Source organism: Vibrio tubiashii (genome assembly GCF_028551255.1).
GTDB lineage: Bacteria > Pseudomonadota > Gammaproteobacteria > Enterobacterales > Vibrionaceae > Vibrio > Vibrio tubiashii_B.
In genome coordinates this window covers 1,232,999-1,249,885 of sequence record NZ_CP117030.1, presented here as the reverse complement: position 1 = coordinate 1,249,885, position 16,887 = coordinate 1,232,999, and the positions used below count along the sequence as shown (strand labels likewise).

The window sequence follows — 16,887 nt, the reverse complement described above, 5'->3', positions numbered from 1 at the left end:
TTTCCAGTTTCTACCCTAATAATTCTACAGTCGAGAGAAGCATGGAATAGTCTCTCGAACTCTCGTCATATCGGCCTTGAGCGAATAGTTAGCAGACCAAATTTTCATGCTCTACTATTGAAAGAGTAGGTAGCTAATCAGTGAGAACAGTTGGTTAGGTATTTGGTCTGGCGGGAGACAGTTTATGGTTCGAAGGTTATGGGTTTTGTCTTTGTGTTTGCTAAGCTTTTTTTCCTACGGGAAAGAGACGCTGAGAATTGTCTATTATGACTCCTTCCCGCCATATTCATACATCAATGCAGCCGGCGAGATGGAAGGGATACTGGTAGACATAGCAAGAGAGGTGCTGGAAAAACAGATGAATCTTGAAGTGTCACACGAAGGCTATCCATGGAGTCGTGCACAAAGGATGGTGTTCAACGGTCAGGCTGATGCGTTTATCACAGTACCGACACCAGAGCGGCTGAATTACGTCAATGTTGCAAAAGAGCCTGTATTTAGCGCGCCAATCAACCTATTTACCTACAAAAATCATGCGCATCTGAATAAGCTAGAGCAAGTGTCTAGCATAGAAGACTTGAAGGAATTCGTGATTCTAGATTATGTCGGAAATGGCTGGGGAAACGAAAATTTCCCCCAAGACTCTTACACTAGAGTGATTGAGTCTGATCTCTCTATCGCACTACAAATGCTCGCTAAGAAAAAAGGAGACGTCGTCGCCGTTGATAAAATCGTGGCTGAATTTCTCTTATCTAAGCATGATCGACGCAACTTGATCACTGAGCTTCCCGTGACTTTAACAGTTGCACCTTTTGCTCTGTGTATTTCAAAAACATCTCAGTACACGGCGATACTAAAGGAGTTCTCCGAGCAAGTGTTGGCATTTCGCCAGCAAGGTGGAGAACGAGAAATACTGGCCAAGTACAAGTAGGGTCATATGCTATTTGATCCTTTTGCCGTGCGTGATTTCTTCCATGGCAAGCTAAGTAGCGCAAAGACGGTGACTGCGTAGAGCATCGACCAACCAAGGCAGACAAATACAGCCGAGCAGAGAATCAAGGAAATCGCAGCAAGGTATCGACTCAATCCTGTGAGTAGCTTGTAGGCTGCAAGCATCGCTAGAAGGTAGACCAGAACAAATATGCCATTAGCGAGCTTGAGGAAGAACTCCAAGTCCAATCCAGACAACTCACCCGCGACACAAGAAACCAGAGCCACACCGCCAACAGCAAAGGTCGCATTCGCTGGCACGCCTTTTATCGATAGTCTAGCGAGCGCGCTGTTTGGGCTGTATTCCTTAGCCTGTGCCCAGACCATGCGAGATAAGCTTTGAGTGTAGAGATTGACACTAGCAAAGCATGCCCCAAAACCCACGATACTGATCAAGGCTTTGAACTCTGGGCCAAACAGATTCTCAGAGATCCAAGGAATCGATGTGCTATCGAAAACAGGCGAACCGTAAGCCCCCATCTTTAATACGATGATTGAACATATCCAGTAAGTCGCGCCTGCGATAAAACAGCCAATGACAATCGCAATGGGAAAGTCTCTTTGAGGGTTCTTAAACTCTTCTCCCATATGGGCGAACGCTTCTATCCCGACAAAACACCAAAACATGACACCTAATGCTAACCCGACAGACCAGAGGCTATCACCACTAATAGGCGGTAAGATTAAATCCTGAGAGCTAAAGCCGCCCTTCCACCAGAAAGCCGTGATAAGAGCAAAAATAGACAAGGCAATGATGGTTTGTAATCTGCCTGAAGATTTGGCTCCAGCGAGATTCACGCCAATAAGCAAAGCCACGGTGAGCAACTGGGCAAACAGAGGAGAGTTGATGCTTTCAGGCATCAGCTGCTGCAAAAATCCAGCCGCTAACGCAATGGCAGCAGGTACACCGACCGGAACGACACTAAGAAACAGCCATGCGACGCTTTTCTCAAGCTTAGTGTTAAATGCCTTACGGACAAAGTAAGCGGTACCTCCAGCACTTGGGTAACGTTTACCAAGCTGGGCGAAAGTAAGCGCAATAGGGCAAATGGCAATAAATAAGATTAACCATGCCCACAGGGACGCTTGCCCTGCAATACCTGCGGCAATTGCGGGCACCATAAACAGCCCAGTCCCTAACAGTGTTGTCGATAATTGGCCGATGCCAGATAGCAATGTTATCTCTTTTTTCAGCTCACTCATTATGCTCTCCCTGCATCGTGTTCAGTTTTAGAACAAGGTTATCTCAAGCGGCTTAGGTATGCATTAGTCAATTCGTCACCGATAGCGGTCACATTGTCTGTTTGTGGTTTTAGAACTGTCAATTTGACTGCTTTCATCTCTGGTAATTTTGTGTCACATTGCAATCAACCAACAGGATAAGTTGGCGTAATTGGGAAGTAGAATATGGACAAATTTGATCGGCAAATCATAGACATTCTAAAACGTAACGCTCGGGAGAGTGTGAGTGATATTGCTAGAAAGGTGAATCTGTCACGCACGGCAGTAACGGCGAGAATTCAAAAGCTCGAACATGAAAAAGTGATCCTTGGCTATCATGCTGATGTGGCGAAAACTGAGAACAAAGAACTGATCAAAGCGTATCTTGCCCTTAAGTTTGATATGTCGAGCTCGACTCAGTACTGCGAAACCTATGCCGATCTGATTTATCAGATTGATGGCGTAAAATGGTGCCATGCGATTAGCGGAGAAACTGACATGATGCTGTACGTCGAAGTTGATTCAATGACTCGGCTGAATGCCATTCGGGACGAACTGCAAAAGATTCCAGAGTTGCGTCATTTGATGACTCACACTGTGCTAAATGAATTCTTTAATACGCTAAACACATAGCGCTCAAAATGATGCTGAACAATCTAAACCTTAATTTGTTGCGCTCTTTGCACGTATTGCTCGAAGAGTGCCATGTTAGTCGAGCGGCAGAACGTCTGCATGTCACTCAGTCTGCCATGAGCAGGCAGCTATCACAGCTACGAGAAATATGTAGTGACCCATTATTGGTTAGAGATGGGAACCAACTAATACCTACGCCCCGCGCGCTTGAGATGAAAGACAAACTGTGCGAGCTACTTGGCGAGTTTGATGCCTTGCTTGCCGATAAGCCATTTGACCCTCAAATTTGGCAGCAAGAGTTTGTGCTATCTTCCAGTGATTATGTCGCTCAATACATAGTACCTGATGTGGTTTCCGTTGTTGTCGAGCAAGCGCCTAAAGTCAATATTGCCTATCGATTATGGCAGCCCGACTTTCTAACCCAGTTTGAATCAACGGGCATTCACTTGGCTTCAACCATGTTGGCAGAAAAACCAGAAAGCCTAAGTAGTGTAAAAATAGGGCAAGACAAGTCTGTCTGTTTGATGAGTGCTACGCATCCTCTTAGTGCAGCAACGAGTATGTCTTGTGAAGAGTTAGTCTCTTATCCTCATTTGAAAGTAACGGGGGGAGGAGACAAAGACTCCAATGCAGATATTGCTCTGAATAAGCTCGGATTTCGTCGCCGGATTGCGCTCAAGGTGCCGTTCTTCTCAGCAGCGGTTAATGCATTACGCAGTAGTGATTATCTTATGGTTGTGCCAGAACACATTGCGCGAAATTTAGCCAAAGAAGCCCGGCTTGTATACAAACCTTTGCCTTTTGACACTGAAGCTCATCTCTATTGGTTAATGTGGCACCCGAAATACGATCAGGATAAGGCGCACCAATGGATGCGAGAAAAAGTGCTTCATGCGATGCAAACTTCACCATACTCTATTGGTATGATTTGAGATCATGATTGTCATGATTAACTTTGATTTCAATTCATTAGTTGCATGCTTTAACGTGGCTGTTATTCCCTAGTAATGAAACATATGATTTAAAGGATTCTGGTATGACGTTCACGGTATGGTTGTCTCTATTCACGATTTGTATTCTCGGTGCGATGTCTCCTGGGCCGAGCCTTGCGATGGTTGCAAAACATAGCCTTGCCGGAGGGCGACTGAATGGTTTAGCCACGGCTTGGGCACATGCAATCGGTATTGGTATTTATGCGTTTATCACCTTAATTGGCTTAGCGGTAGTGCTGCAGCAATCTCCTTTGCTGTTTAAAACCATTAGTTATGCTGGTGCCGCTTATTTGGCCTATCTTGGTTACAATGCGTTGCGCTCTAAAGGCGGTGTGGCTGCAAGGCTTGAGTCTGGTGAGCAGACGAGTATATGGCAGTCTGCCAAAGAAGGCTTTTTGATCTCTTTACTTAGCCCAAAGATCGCACTTTTCTTTATCGCTTTGTTTAGTCAGTTTGTTGCTGTGGGTGATAGTGTTGCTGCTAAAGGCTTGATTGTCTTGACCCCGCTAGTCGTAGATGGTTTATGGTACACCCTGATTACATTTTTGCTTTCCAGTCCGCGATTAATTGATAAAATCCGCTCAAAAGCTTTGCTAATAGACCGACTGTCAGGCGCTGTTTTAATTTTGCTTGCTGTGCGCGTCATCCTGACGGTTTAATTCCCCAGCTTAACTGTGTCCAAAGCTTCGAAATTTACATTCGATGTGATGGGTCTAGATTGGGTATTTATGTTGGCAAAGTGTCGTAAAAGGAGAATTAAGAATGATAAGACTGGCTATCATTGGTACCAACTGGATTACCGACCAATTTGTTGAGGCTGCTTTAAAAACAGGTCAATACCAACTAAGTGCGGTTTACTCGCGTTCGTTAGAGAGTGCAGAGCGATTTGCAGAAAAGTACGCTTCGCCTGCTTTGTTTGATGACTTAGATCTACTGGCCGCATCGCCGCTATTTGATGCGGTTTATATTGCGAGCCCTAATATCTTACATGGGCCGCAAGCCATACAAATGATGGAAGCGGGAAAACATGTGATTGTCGAAAAGCCAATGGCATCGAATCTCGCTTTGGCTAAGCAGATGTTTAAAGTGGCTGAAGAGAACAATGTGTTGTTATTCGAAGCCTTTATGTCTGCGCATATTCCTAACTTCAAACGTTTGAAGGATGAGCTGTCTTCGATTGGTCAGATCCGCAAAGGCTTAATCACTTACTGCCAATACTCTTCGCGCTATCCAAAGTACTTGGCGGGAGAAAACCCTAATACGTTTAATCCAGAATTTGCTAATGGCTCAATTATGGATATTGGTTTTTACTGTTTAAGTTCTGCGGTTGAGCTGTTTGGCGAGCCGAAATTCGTTAAAGCTACCGCTCAGCTTCTGGACTCTGGTGTTGATGGTAGTGGTAGCGTTGTTCTCGAATACGACGGTTTTGAAGTGGTGCTTCAGCACTCGAAAACGAGTGATTCTTATTTGCCAAGTGAGATTCAAGGGGAAGAAGGGGCACTGTTGATAGAAATGATATCAACCGCGAAGAAGCTGACTAAGTTTACTCGTGGTAGTGATATCGGTATTGATCTTAGCGTTAAACAAGAGCTCAACCCAATGTATTACGAAGCACTTGAATTTGCTTCCCAATTCAAGCAACAATCAATGAATTCAAGCTGCACTCAACGTTCGTTAATTGTAGCCAAACTGCTAGAGGAAATCCGACGTCAAACGGGCGTGGTATTTCCGACAGACAAAAAGAACTTTGCGAAAAAGAAATAGAGAGAGTCAGATGCAAGCGGAAGTAAAGTGGATTGAAGAATTCAAGTTTCTAGGACAATCGCAGTCAGGGCATTCTATCGTGATGGATGGCAATGGCGGTGCTACTGCTCCTAGCCCGATGGAAATGGTTTTGATGGCAGCGGGTGGCTGTAGTTCAGTAGATGTTGTCGATGGCCTAAAAGAAGCGGGTCAAGCAGTGACTGCCTGTAACGCAAAACTGACCACAGAGCGTCGTGAAACAGCCCCACGCATTTTCACACAAGTAAATATTCATTTTGAAGTGTCGGGTGACAACCTTTCTCCAGAAGTGGTGGCAAAGGTTGCTGCTGACTCTTTAGAGAAATATTGTTCTGTGTGTCTAATGCTAGGTAAAGGCATTGAAATGACGCACAGTTGGGAAATTATCTAATTCCCGTTTTGTTGCTTAAGCCGAGCGCTAAGCTCGGCTTTTTTGTTTGAGAAATTCAAAATGATCAACAGTTCTCATAAATTCACCATCGCAGGCGTTGTCGCTATTCTTCTTTGGAGTAGTGTGATGGGCTTTGCTAGAGCGGTGACTGAAATGCTAGGCCCAATTGGTGGGGCTGCATCGATCTATACGGTCGCGTCGCTATTTCTCATTATGGTGATGGGCGTACCAAAAGTACGTAACTACTCGTTGCGTTATGTGCTGGTTGGTGGCGGATTGTTTGTTGCCTATGAGATTTGTCTTGCGTTAGCACTGGCAATGGCTAACTCGCGCCAACAAGCCATTGAAATGTTGGTGATTAACTATTTATGGCCTGCGTTGACCGTTCTACTGGCGGTGATAACAAGTGGTAAGAAAACCAGTGTTTGGGTGTACCCAAGTATTGCTCTGGCTTTTTTTGGGGTTGCTTGGAGCATAACTGGAGAGCAAGGTCTTTCAATGGCCCAAATTGCAGCGAATGTGGCGACTAACCCAGCAACCTATACCATGGCCTTTGTTGGCGCGTTTTTATGGGCAATCTACTGTAATTTAACCAAGCGCATTTCGAATGGGCAGAATGCCATTACGCTGTTCTTCATTATGACGGCGATAACACTCTGGATTAAGTATGCGCTAAGTAGTGAAACGGGAATGACGCTTAATCTTGAATCAGGTGGGTTGCTGCTGATTTCGGGAATTGCCATGGGGAGTGGTTATGCTCTTTGGAATTACGCCATTATTGGTGGAAATATGGTGTTGCTTGCGACGCTCTCCTATTTCACACCAGTTCTTTCAACGGTGATTTCGTCTTTTATTCTTGGACTAGTACTGACCCAGAGTTTCCTACAAGGTGTGGTGATGGTTACTGTCGGATCTCTGATGTGCTGGTGGGTGACCAGAGAAAAAGCTCAGCGAGCCGAGTAGGCTTAGCTTTACCAAGAAATCTCTATGGGTGTGCCAGGGGTGACCAGTTTCAGCAGCTCGTCCATTTCTTGATTGCTAATCGCAATGCACCCATCTGTCCAGTCAAAGCTTTGCACATACTTGGCTGGACGAGTTTCTCCGTTCTTTAATCCATGAATCTTAATGTTTCCACCCGGATCTAAGCTCAAAGAGCTCGCATAGGCGATGTCTTTCGCATTTGGATAGCTGATATGAATTGAGCGGTGAAATTCGGAGTCTTCAATGATGAAATCTAGGTAGTAGCGGCCTTCAGGTGTGCGTTGATCACCTTCATGGATTTTGTGTCCCTTAGGACGCTTACCAAGAGCAATGCGAAACTCCTTAACGACTTGGTTATTATCGATCAAGTACATGCGTCTTTTCGACTTATCGACCTTAACTAAGTCAACCTCAGCAAATGATGGGAAGCACAGGCTAACGCCCAGTATGTAAAGCCATTTTGCCAAACGAATCGTCCTTTTCCTTTCATCTTTTACTAGTGTAAATCACATCGTAGAGGCTTGGCACCTCATCATTTCAAACTATTAGCTGAAAGTTGGGCTGTAACAGAAATGAAATTTATGGAAACAAGATCATACAAAATGCAGTAGGTATCATAGTTGGATAACTTGGTTGGTGCTAATTGCGAGTCACTTAACAACCGCCTGCAAATATAATTGATTGCGTAACCCTAACTGATACGTTTTAACCGTATAGCAATAATAATATATTCGGGCTAGGGTTATGCTTCCACGAGTGCTTCTCAAAGATATTTTGTCGGCTAGAAATCAACGGTTTCTGGCCAACTCCTTATTTCAATATTTGGATGAGTTGGTTGAGCCCGACAACATTGGTATTTTTGCCGAGCTAATCAAGGATTCTGAGCAGAAGTTCCTGTTTAAGCGTGGTGTGCCTAATTCCACCACCTCCTATCCAGAAACATTCTGGGCATGGGTGTCTCAGTTTGATACTTCCGATGGCTTAATTCCTTTAGCCATGAACACTTGCCAGTGGGAATACACCGAGATAATGGGTAAAGACAGCTATGTATTTATGCTCGATAACCATCCAGAAATGCGCACTTATCTCATCATTGAAGGTTTAAAAGTTGAGCGGCTTAATGAACTCAACCAAACCCTTCATCTAGATGCTTTGCAAGTCATCGCATCCCGTTGGCAATGTGTGCGTGCAGAGACTGAAGCCGCCAAAGAGTTTAAGCAAAGGGATATCAAAGAAGCTAAGTATCTAGATGTGATTAAGCAGCGAGAGTTGTTTATCGACAATATGAAGCTAGTACAAGAAGTGGCGGTAGAGATTTCTAATCCAGCCAATTTAGATGAGTTGTATCGATTAGCGGTAGAAGTGATTCGTGACAAACTAGGATTTGACCGAGCTGTTTTCATGTTGCTCGACATCAAAAAGCGTTGCTTTAGCGGCACTTATGGGACTGATGAAGAAGGCAAAACCGTCAGTGAGCATCATACCCAGTATGATCTCCATCAGCTAGAGGAGACTTACATCGATGCCTTGCTTGAGGGTAAAGAGAATCTAGTCATCGTTGAGGAAGCGCCTTTATATACGGCGGGAAGTGTCGTGGGGCAAGGTTGGAATGGAATGCTGATCTTGCGTGATGGTGATGAAACTATTGGCTGGATTGCGATGGACAACTACATCAACCGTACTCCTATCACTTCCTATCAACGCCAAATGCTAGAGTCGTTTGGTTCGTTACTATCACAGATTTACATTCGCAAACGTCAAGAGCAAAACGTACGTATGCTGCATGCCAGCATGGTTGAGCTCTCCCGTTGCATGACGGTGAGTGAAGTCTGTAAATCTGCGGTGACGTTCGCCATTAATCGTCTAGGGATCGATCGCTTTGCTGTGTTTCTCACAGACAAAGATTGCACTCACATGCAAGGCACTTGGGGGACAGACATTCGCGGTAATGTGGTGGATGAATCTTACTACCGCTCTGAAACGGTAGATCGCTCAATTGTCAAAGCGGCTCAGACCAATCCAAATGAAGTGGTATTTGAAGAATCAGTGCCGATTTATCACGATTTTCATATTGTTGGTTTCGGCTGGACTGCGATGACAATGCTAGTCAATAACAGCGGTGAGCCTATCGCTTTTATCGCGGCTGACAACCTGATCAAACGTTCTCCTTTGACCCATCAGTTGCGGGAAGTGATTCGCATGTTCTCTTCCAACTTAACTGAAGTACTGCTGCGAACGCGAGCGCAAGAGGCAATCCACGAGCTTAATGACAACCTTGAGCGAGAGGTAAAAGCGCGAACTAGAGAGTTACAGAAAGCCAATGAGCAGCTAGAAAGGATGGCTAAGCTTGACCCGCTGACGCGACTGGGCAACCGTCGAATGTTGGAATCGTTGCTAGAAGAGATCTGTTTTGAATGCTGTGATAAACCCAATTACTACGGCTTGATCCTTGTCGATATTGACCACTTTGGCCTGTACAATAATCAGTATGGTCATATGCAGGGCGATATTGCTTTGATGCGTATAGGTAGTATCTTGCAAAGTTACGCTCAATCGGAGCGAGAAGTGTTCTGCCGTATTGGTGGGGAGGAGTTTGCGCTTTTAGTTTCCAGCCATGAGCCGGAAAAAGTTCACTGCCTGTCAGAAAGTATTCGCGATAGAATTGAGCAAGAAAACATCGCCCATGAACAAAGTACGGTACACAGGTCACTCACAGTCTCTATCGGTTACTCGGTCATGGAGCTTAATCAAAGTGAGTTTAGCTTCGATAAACTTTACCACTCTGCCGACAAGTCACTCTATGAAGCGAAAAATAAAGGACGTAATCAGGTTGCTGGATCAGTCTCCACACTTGAAAGCATCAGCTAACCTCTCAATGCTCGTAATAAATTAAACCACACATTCACAGTATGTGGTTACTGGCTTGTTTGAAGGTTATTCATTCTTCCAATCATGAGCGTTCGAGTTAGGTACCTTGTAATACTATTTGTTTTGATTTTTCAAATTGGTTTGGCGTAATTCATTTTTAAGGCTTATAGTATTGTGCTCACTGATAAATAACTACATCTTTCCATTTCTATCCTTCATTTCTTATAATTTTTCGATATAACCCCCCCAACTTCCGTAGAAAGTGCGGCCAAATTCTGTTAATGGACATTGTTTAGTGTGACTTTTAGAGTGTTAGCACTAATAATTTATCGGATTTATCGGATTTATCGTTTGCTTTTTTCGATGATTATTTTAATGAAACACTGTTTTTTAGTTTGACAAAGATTTAAAAGCCTCTATAGTGCGACGTCGAACCAGGGCGAGGGAACGCTAACTATTGATAACTTTTATTTAATACTTAGAAGGTAATGAAAATGAAAAAGGTTCTTTCTGTAGCAGCAGTAGCACTAGCTCTTTCAGCAACAGCAGCACAAGCTCACGAAGGTCTGTACGTTGGCGGTAACTTCCAAATGGGTAACTTTAACTTGGAAGCTCCAAGTGAAATTAACCCAGTAATTAAAAATGCAATTGACGGTAAGTACACAGCAGCGACAGTTAATTTAGTAGCGGGTTACGATTTTAACCAATACCTAGCCGTTGAAGGTCGTGTTGGTCTTCCTTCTTCGTCAGAATCGTCAATGGCATACGGTGTTACCTTAGAAGGTAAGCCTCAGACTTCTTACGCTGTGTTTGGTAAAGGTACATTACCGATTACTGAGATGTTTAGCGTCTATGCAATGGCAGGTGTCGGCTCTTCCCCATATAAGGTTGAAGCTAAACTAGGTAGCGAATCAGTCTCTGCGAAGTTCGACAAAGTTAGCTTACAATATGCTGCAGGCGTTGAAGTAAACTTTACTCAACAAATTGCTATGACTGCTGAGTATGGTATGCACGGTTACGGTAAGCAAGACATTGGTGGTAAAGAAGCTAAATACGATACAACTGGTTTCAATATCGGCGTTAAGTACAAGTTCTAATCTAGCCTGCTGAAAATGTTTGTCTTTAATAGAAAGCCGCTTAGTTAAGCGGCTTTTTTACGTTTGAATCAATTATAGAGGTGGGAGCTGGTCTTTGTGTCGACTTGAACCAGTTCGTTTTTCTGCTTGTTTGATAAGTGCGATCAGTTCGCTCGCTTGCCAGTTTTGACTGGAGTTTGAGTATTGGCTTTGGTTCATCTCAGCGACTTGTTTATCGATCTTTTGTTTAAGCTCAGGGCTGATATAAGAGTGCTCATCTAACCAAGTTCTCACTAAAAAGCTAACTTTGACTTTGTCATCTTGTTTTAGAGCGTTAACAAGCTTATCTGCTGTAGTGCTTGTTTGCTGCACTTGAGTATTAATGTGAGGTGACTTTTGACGCGTTCTAAGTAAAAGTACTAAAGTCGCTAACCACAACACAGCGAACAGCGCAGTGAGATAAGGCCAGTAACCTGGCTCAGTAACCGTAATGGTTTTGGTTGTTGGTTGGGGCGTGGCAGGTGAACTAATTGGCTCATTGTTCAGTGCAGAAGCTGGGGCAACATTAAGACTTAACCCGCTCAAAACGGACTCTTGGGCTGAACTATCGCTGCTGTTCCACCAGTTTAGCTTGATGTCGTTAAGCTTAACCTCACCTTCTTGCTCGGCGATGATGACTTGCTTAATGGTCATGCGTGTAACGCCATTGGCCATTTCGCTGAACTTTGGTTTCTCTTGATACACTCTAACAGAGTTAGGGTAACTAACTTTGATTTCAGGAAAACGCTCATTGGCTAGACCTTGAATATCAAGGTTTATTTCACGAGTGATGGACTCACCGACGCGAGTTGAGTATTCGATAGAAGCATCAATTTGCTCGCCATTTGAATCTTGCCATTGCTGCGACAGTGAAAGCGATGCAGCAGGGAGCCATTTGCCTTTGTAATCAGCGGGGATTGGCTTTACCTTAATTGTGAACTGTTTGGCCGGGGTATTGGCTGATACCAGTTTAGTGGTCCCAGTGCGGTTGTCGCCATACACAACGCTGCCTTTAAATCCGATTCCACTCAAGGTGAACTCTCCGGCAGCATCAGCAGTGACGCGATAACTTTGATCCAATACCGTCACTTCAACGCCGTCTAGCACACTTTGGTACTGTTTTGGCTCGCCTAGCGCTACTAGCGAAATCCCTTGCGTTTTTGGCGGAATAACATTTGGATTCTGTAGACGACGTGGATCCGCTTTAACGATCAATCTCGTTGTCAGTGTCGCGCTTTCATTTGGGTAGAGCTGAGACTTGCTCAACTGACTTTGCACTTCAATCAAGTCGCTAATTTTCGGCTCGTTACTATCTACAGATACTTGGATGTCAATTGGTTTTGAAGATGCGCCATCTAGAGTGAAAGCGGGAATAGTTGCAACCCCCAAACGCTGAGCCGCGAGAGTAATGTTCCATTCACTTCGAGTAGAGCGGTCGCCGTTAATGATATTGACTGAACTACCAAAACTCGGACGACCTAGATAAAAATCTTGCTCAAGCGAGCTAAAATCTAGCGCGTCCGATGACACCTTTTTGTCCACCACAATGCGAAGTTGAAACACTTCATTCTTGACCACTTTGTTTTTACTCACTGTTGCCAACACGTTAGTTGCCAAAGCCAGTGGGCTGACAAAAGTGACTAGCAGAGCAAATAGGGCAACAGTCAGTCTATTTTGCTTATTCATTACCATTTCTTACCTGTATCTTGTGGAGGCTGTTTTTGTTGAGCTTGAAGAATCATTTGCGCTCGCAATAGGCGGCTTGGATCGCGTGCGCTTTCTACTTGCTGTAGTTTTCTAAGCTCAGGTTCAATAGGTTGCTGATTGTCATCGGTTGATGTTAAAGCGGGTGAGTCAGGCTGCTGCGATTGCGATTCATCACTAACCTGCTCATTCAGACTCGATGAGTCGCTGCTTTGTTCTGGTTTTTGAGCAGAGTCAGAAGAAGTTTTAGGCTGCTCATCTGAACCTTTCTTAGAGGGTTTGTTTTGTTCGGACTCCTTTCCCTCATTAGATTGCTGGCTCGCTTCGGATTGCGCATTATCCGAACTGTCATCACTTGATTGAGCGTTTTCTTGATTGGAAGATTGTGACTGCTGAGAGTCATTTTTTTGTTGACTCTGATTGTCGCTCGAATCACCTTGTTGCTGTTGCTGTTGCTGTTGCTGTTGCTGTTGCTGTTGCTGTTGCTGTTGCTGTTGCTGTTGCTGTTGCTGTTGCTGTTGCTGCGCTTGGCGCACGACATCAAGATTGTGCTTAGCGTCTTGGTTGTTCGGGTCTTGTTCAAGAATCGATTGGTAGAGCTCAACAGCTTTCTCAAACTGGCGGCTTTGTGCATAGGCATTTGCCAAGTTATAGCGTCCTTCCGCACTTGTCGTTCCTTTTAAAGATTCAATAGCACCTGCAAAATCTTGTGCTTGGTACTTTGCTACTCCTTTCCACTCTGGTTGATTAAATAGCTCCGCAGCTTTGTCGTACTCTTCGCCTTTAAAATATTGCATGGCTTGCTGGTCATCATTAAGCCAAGGGTTTGCCATCACAGGCTTAGGAGACAGAAGTGGTATCAACACCAAAGCTGCACTAAAAAATAGCCCTTTGCGGAACATCAATAGAGCGGGAACAATCAGCAGAGGTAAGAGCCAATATCCTTGGTTGACTTGGTCAGTAATCGTTTGTTCTTTGTTTGCGTTGCCTGCTGAGTCGATGTGCGATGTGATTTGCGAGACTTTCTCAACATCTTGATTGGTTATCTGAACTGGAACGAAATAACCATTGGTCGAGTTGGCGAGCGCTCTCATATGGTCAAAGTTAGACTTTGCCACTATCGGCTGACCATTGTCCTTTGTCATCAATGTACCGTCGTCAAGCTTGATTGGAGCGCCCGCGCGCGAACCAATACCTAGAACAACCAAGCGCCAAGAAGAGTCTTGTAGCAGGTTTTCCACCTCACTGAGTTCATTGTCATCGATGTCATCCGCAACGAGAACAATATCGCCTTTGGCTAGGCCAATGTTAGTCATCATCTCAATCGCTAGCTTAACTCCCGAAGCTGCATTCGCACCGGGGTAGGGCATAATTTCAGGTGCAAGGTTCGGGATCAGGTTTGCGATGGTTTGTGAGTCGCTAGTCATAGGACTAATGCGATAAGCATCACCCGCATAGGCGACCAATCCTGTACTGCCTTCGTGCCAGTTGGCAAGTAGGTCAGATACTTTGTATCTCGCTTGGGTTAGTCGATTTGGCTTAATGTCTGTCGCATACATCGACATCGACATATCCATTACGACAACGCGAGCCGTCGTGTTAGCAAAACTCGGTCGTTCTTGCTTACTAAAACTTGGTCCTGCGAGTGCAACAATGGTAATAAGTCCACAGGTGGCAATAGTGTTTAGCGTCAGTCTGCTCACATGCTTCGCTTGGACGCCTATCGCCTTGGCTAAATGCGGAGCAATAAGAGTTTGCGAACGATTTCGTTTGTACAGCCAAACAATAACGCCGATCCAAGGCACTAGGGCAAGCAACCACATCGGGTAGAGGAAAAGAAAGCTAGACATGATTCCTCCTGATGATGAGTAGAAGAGAAAAGGCCAACAAGGCTATGGTCAGTGGCAAGCCAAACCATTCTGTTTGTGGTCGCCAAGTTTGAGTTGCAGCAGTGACTGGTTCTAGGCGGTTTATCGTCTCGTAGATGGTTGCCAACTCTTCTGCATTGCGAGCTCGGAAGTATTGACCTCCGGTGATATTGGCAATTTCCTTGAGGGTTTTCTCATCAAGGTCTTGGGCCGTGTTTACTTTACGAGTCATAAAGAACTCTTTGACCATCATCTCTCCAGCACCAACGCCTATGGTGTAGATAGTCGCGTTGTATTTTTTAGCAATTTGGGCGGCTTCAATAGGATCAAGTACGCCCGATGTGTTGCTACCATCGCTGAGCAAAACCATCACTCTTTGCGGCGCATCGCTGTCGATAAACGTTTTTGTTGCTAACCCGATACCTTCGCCAATCGCAGTTTTGTCGCCGATCAGTCTTAATACCAACGAGTTTACCTGCTCAGAAATGGTATTACGGTCAAGCGTTAAAGGGGTTTGTAGGTAGGCATGGTCAGCAAAGAGCACCACGCCAAGTCGGTCTCCCTTGCGCTGCTTGGCAAACTCACTCACTACATGTTTAACAGCGCTTAGGCGGTCAATATAGTCGCCTTGTGCATCTTTCATATCCTTCTGACTCATAGAGTATGAAAGATCGAGTACCAACATAAGGTCTCTGTGCTTTGGCGATGTCGTAACGGGCTCTCCGTACCATACAGGTCGAGCGAATGCCGTGACAAGAGTAAGCCATACCAAACCAGTAAGCAGCTTAGGCAAGCGATTGTTTGGGACAGTATTGTTTGCCGACGTTGGTAGGTAGGGCAGTTGGATTGGTGCCGTTGATTTCGTCGCTGGCACCAAAAAGTAAATCAATAGTGGTAATGGCAAGAGCAAAAATGCCCACCACCAGACGAAGCTAATATTAGCCACGTGAGTGACCCCTTCTTTTCTTCGGTGGTAATGCTTGGCTTACCCATTCACTGCAATCCAGTATTAGACTTTCAGAGTGAGGCGTTGGTTGCTTGCTATACAATGCTTGCTGCCAGGCTTCGTAATTATTGCTAAAGCGTGGAGTTGGTAATTGGCTGTCGAGAAACAGATACCAATCTTTCCCAGTTAGCTGGGCAATCTCCTCCCGGGGGAAATAACACAATGCGGCTTGTCTAACCAACTCAATCGCTTCAGACGGTTTTTGATCTTGTGCGAGCAGACGTAAGGCAGTCTTCTTAGGCGCTAGGCGTTTTTTATTCCATCTAATGATCAACCAAGTTGCTAAGGTTAGCGTTAACATGCCACCAATCAGAGCCCACCACCCCCAAGCGAGTGGTAACCACGCTGGTGGCTCCGGTAAATGCATAGGGTTTAAGGGTAAAAGTGATGTTTGAGTCTCAGAGCTCATAGTTAAAATCCATGTAATTGTTGAGTCAAAGCAGCATCGCTAGAGAGCGAAGAGAAACTGATGCCCATCCTTAGGGCCATGTGTTGTAGTTGAGTCTGCTGCTGTTCGAAAGCCTGTTCTATGCCGAGGCGTGTCTTGTTAGAAGAAAAATCAAGCCAGCGAGTTTGTTGCTTATTGGAGACTTGCTCTGTGCCACGATAAGCGGTTTGCCCTCGTTCTAGCGGGTCATAAATCTGAATCATTCGAACGCGATTGTGCTGGCTTAGGCGGCTAAGTTTGGACTCATGAGTTTGGGTGAATCGGGAAAAATCGCTCAAGAGTATGATTTCACTGCCTTTAGGACAAACACGCGCAAGCGATTGCAAGGCATGGCTTACATCATAATCTGACTCTTTTTTTGCAGATAACAGTTGTTGGTGCAAACTCACCAGAGACTGAGTTAAAGCTAGCGCCCCTTTATTTCGCGACGTTGGTTTGAGTTCAATGAGTTGGTGCCCAGTATCGATAACCGCGCCAACCCTGTCTTGCTGAGAGACACTAAGCCAAGCGATCAAACTTGCCATATGTGCCATCTGCACTGACTTCAGCATTAAGGTAGAACCAAATAGCATAGAGGCGGATAAGTCGAGATAGAGCATGATTGGCTTTTCACGCTCTTCAGAAAACAGCTTAGTGTGCGGTTTTCCCGTACGCGCAGTAACGCGCCAATCGATAGCACGAATGTCGTCGCCTGCTTGATATTGACGCACCTCGCTAAAGTCCATACCGCGACCTAGTTGTCGACTCTGGTGTTGCCCAAGCATCTGTGACCATAAACTCTTGGCAGGTGGCAGCCATTTAACACATTGCTGCTTGTAGTAAAGCAACTCATCCAGTGTCAGGTTCACGCCATCACTATAGGGAGGCAAAGCATTTTGCATATCCACT

General features: G+C 45.0%; 16 protein-coding genes. 9 read left to right on the top strand and 7 right to left on the bottom strand.

The annotated features are described in order from the left end of the window. The first annotated feature begins 184 nt into the window (after positions 1-184). On the top strand, positions 185-931 hold the full coding sequence (locus tag LYZ37_RS21125; protein ID WP_272787490.1) for a substrate-binding periplasmic protein: 747 nt from the start codon (positions 185-187) through the stop codon (positions 929-931). Between the two features lie 2 nt (positions 932-933). Here LYZ37_RS21125 and yjeH read toward each other — a convergent pair whose 3' ends face one another. Then, a complete protein-coding gene (gene yjeH / locus LYZ37_RS21120; protein ID WP_272787489.1) occupies positions 934-2,193 on the bottom strand; it encodes an L-methionine/branched-chain amino acid transporter in 1,260 nt (419 codons plus the stop codon). A 204-nt stretch (positions 2,194-2,397) separates the two neighbouring features. On the opposite strand from yjeH, the gene LYZ37_RS21115 reads away from it, so the two are divergent. The 6 genes from LYZ37_RS21115 (at position 2,398) to yddG (ending at position 6,972) form a co-directional block, all read left to right on the top strand. Next, positions 2,398-2,844 carry an Lrp/AsnC family transcriptional regulator gene (locus LYZ37_RS21115; RefSeq protein WP_272787488.1) on the top strand — a complete coding sequence of 149 codons (447 nt, stop codon included), beginning with the start codon at positions 2,398-2,400 and terminating at the stop codon, positions 2,842-2,844. Positions 2,845-2,855: 11 nt separating this feature from the next. Further along, positions 2,856-3,776: a LysR family transcriptional regulator gene (locus LYZ37_RS21110; RefSeq protein WP_272788399.1), complete on the top strand. Its 921-nt coding sequence runs from the start codon at positions 2,856-2,858 to the stop codon at positions 3,774-3,776. 104 nt (positions 3,777-3,880) lie between these two features. After that, complete coding sequence (locus LYZ37_RS21105) at positions 3,881-4,495, top strand: LysE family translocator (protein ID WP_272787487.1); 615 nt, start codon at positions 3,881-3,883, stop codon at positions 4,493-4,495. Between the two features lie 103 nt (positions 4,496-4,598). Continuing rightward, positions 4,599-5,600, top strand: a complete 1,002-nt coding sequence (locus LYZ37_RS21100) for a Gfo/Idh/MocA family protein (protein WP_272787486.1) — start codon at positions 4,599-4,601, stop codon at positions 5,598-5,600. 10 nt (positions 5,601-5,610) lie between these two features. Continuing rightward, complete coding sequence (locus tag LYZ37_RS21095) at positions 5,611-6,009, top strand: OsmC family protein (protein ID WP_069668372.1); 399 nt, start codon at positions 5,611-5,613, stop codon at positions 6,007-6,009. A 60-nt stretch (positions 6,010-6,069) separates the two neighbouring features. Next, complete coding sequence (gene yddG, locus LYZ37_RS21090) at positions 6,070-6,972, top strand: aromatic amino acid DMT transporter YddG (protein WP_272787485.1); 903 nt, start codon at positions 6,070-6,072, stop codon at positions 6,970-6,972. Between the two features lie 8 nt (positions 6,973-6,980). Here the strand turns inward: yddG and LYZ37_RS21085 are convergent, their stop codons facing one another. Then, positions 6,981-7,457, bottom strand: a complete 477-nt coding sequence (locus LYZ37_RS21085) for a L,D-transpeptidase family protein (protein ID WP_272787484.1) — start codon at positions 7,455-7,457, stop codon at positions 6,981-6,983. A gap of 277 nt (positions 7,458-7,734) precedes the next feature. Between LYZ37_RS21085 and LYZ37_RS21080 the strand changes: the two genes are divergently transcribed. Both LYZ37_RS21080 and LYZ37_RS21075 read left to right on the top strand, forming a co-directional pair. Beyond that, on the top strand, positions 7,735-9,858 hold the full coding sequence (locus tag LYZ37_RS21080; RefSeq protein ID WP_272787483.1) for a sensor domain-containing diguanylate cyclase: 2,124 nt from the start codon (positions 7,735-7,737) through the stop codon (positions 9,856-9,858). Between the two features lie 494 nt (positions 9,859-10,352). After that, the gene (locus tag LYZ37_RS21075) at positions 10,353-10,955 is read left to right on the top strand and encodes a porin family protein (protein WP_272787482.1); all 603 of its coding nucleotides are present in this window, start codon (positions 10,353-10,355) and stop codon (positions 10,953-10,955) included. A 72-nt stretch (positions 10,956-11,027) separates the two neighbouring features. Here LYZ37_RS21075 and LYZ37_RS21070 read toward each other — a convergent pair whose 3' ends face one another. The 5 genes from LYZ37_RS21070 to LYZ37_RS21050 are packed head-to-tail and all read right to left on the bottom strand — an operon-like array spanning position 11,028 to position 16,880. Beyond that, positions 11,028-12,659, bottom strand: coding sequence for a BatD family protein (locus tag LYZ37_RS21070; protein ID WP_272787481.1), 1,632 nt, complete (start codon positions 12,657-12,659; stop codon positions 11,028-11,030). Further along, positions 12,659-14,527 (bottom strand): VWA domain-containing protein, encoded by a 1,869-nt coding sequence (locus tag LYZ37_RS21065; RefSeq protein WP_272787480.1) that lies wholly within the window; start codon positions 14,525-14,527, stop codon positions 12,659-12,661. The genes LYZ37_RS21070 and LYZ37_RS21065 overlap by 1 nt, the downstream gene beginning before the upstream one ends. Further along, positions 14,520-15,491 carry a vWA domain-containing protein gene (locus LYZ37_RS21060; RefSeq protein WP_272787479.1) on the bottom strand — a complete coding sequence of 324 codons (972 nt, stop codon included), beginning with the start codon at positions 15,489-15,491 and terminating at the stop codon, positions 14,520-14,522. Before LYZ37_RS21060 ends, LYZ37_RS21065 begins: the two co-directional genes overlap by 8 nt. Then, the gene (locus LYZ37_RS21055; RefSeq protein WP_171319932.1) at positions 15,484-15,960 is read right to left on the bottom strand and encodes a DUF4381 domain-containing protein; all 477 of its coding nucleotides are present in this window, start codon (positions 15,958-15,960) and stop codon (positions 15,484-15,486) included. Before LYZ37_RS21055 ends, LYZ37_RS21060 begins: the two co-directional genes overlap by 8 nt. Positions 15,961-15,962: 2 nt before the next feature. Further along, the gene (locus LYZ37_RS21050) at positions 15,963-16,880 is read right to left on the bottom strand and encodes a DUF58 domain-containing protein (protein ID WP_272787478.1); all 918 of its coding nucleotides are present in this window, start codon (positions 16,878-16,880) and stop codon (positions 15,963-15,965) included. Between the last annotated feature and the right edge of the window lie 7 nt (positions 16,881-16,887).

Bases quoted from the DNA above. Each gene is read 5' to 3' on its own strand.
- LYZ37_RS21055 (WP_171319932.1), bottom strand. From the start codon at position 15,960: ATGAGCTCTGAGACTCAAACATCACTTTTACCCTTAAACCCTATGCAT.
- LYZ37_RS21095 (WP_069668372.1), top strand. From the start codon at position 5,611: ATGCAAGCGGAAGTAAAGTGGATTGAAGAATTCAAGTTTCTAGGACAA.
- LYZ37_RS21125 (WP_272787490.1), top strand. From the start codon at position 185: ATGGTTCGAAGGTTATGGGTTTTGTCTTTGTGTTTGCTAAGCTTTTTT.
- LYZ37_RS21075 (WP_272787482.1), top strand. From the start codon at position 10,353: ATGAAAAAGGTTCTTTCTGTAGCAGCAGTAGCACTAGCTCTTTCAGCA.
- LYZ37_RS21110 (WP_272788399.1), top strand. From the start codon at position 2,856: ATGCTGAACAATCTAAACCTTAATTTGTTGCGCTCTTTGCACGTATTG.
- yddG (WP_272787485.1), top strand. From the start codon at position 6,070: ATGATCAACAGTTCTCATAAATTCACCATCGCAGGCGTTGTCGCTATT.
- LYZ37_RS21080 (WP_272787483.1), top strand. From the start codon at position 7,735: ATGCTTCCACGAGTGCTTCTCAAAGATATTTTGTCGGCTAGAAATCAA.
- yjeH (WP_272787489.1), bottom strand. From the start codon at position 2,193: ATGAGTGAGCTGAAAAAAGAGATAACATTGCTATCTGGCATCGGCCAA.
- LYZ37_RS21115 (WP_272787488.1), top strand. From the start codon at position 2,398: ATGGACAAATTTGATCGGCAAATCATAGACATTCTAAAACGTAACGCT.
- LYZ37_RS21105 (WP_272787487.1), top strand. From the start codon at position 3,881: ATGACGTTCACGGTATGGTTGTCTCTATTCACGATTTGTATTCTCGGT.
- LYZ37_RS21050 (WP_272787478.1), bottom strand. From the start codon at position 16,880: ATGCAAAATGCTTTGCCTCCCTATAGTGATGGCGTGAACCTGACACTG.
- LYZ37_RS21070 (WP_272787481.1), bottom strand. From the start codon at position 12,659: ATGAATAAGCAAAATAGACTGACTGTTGCCCTATTTGCTCTGCTAGTC.
- LYZ37_RS21065 (WP_272787480.1), bottom strand. From the start codon at position 14,527: ATGTCTAGCTTTCTTTTCCTCTACCCGATGTGGTTGCTTGCCCTAGTG.
- LYZ37_RS21100 (WP_272787486.1), top strand. From the start codon at position 4,599: ATGATAAGACTGGCTATCATTGGTACCAACTGGATTACCGACCAATTT.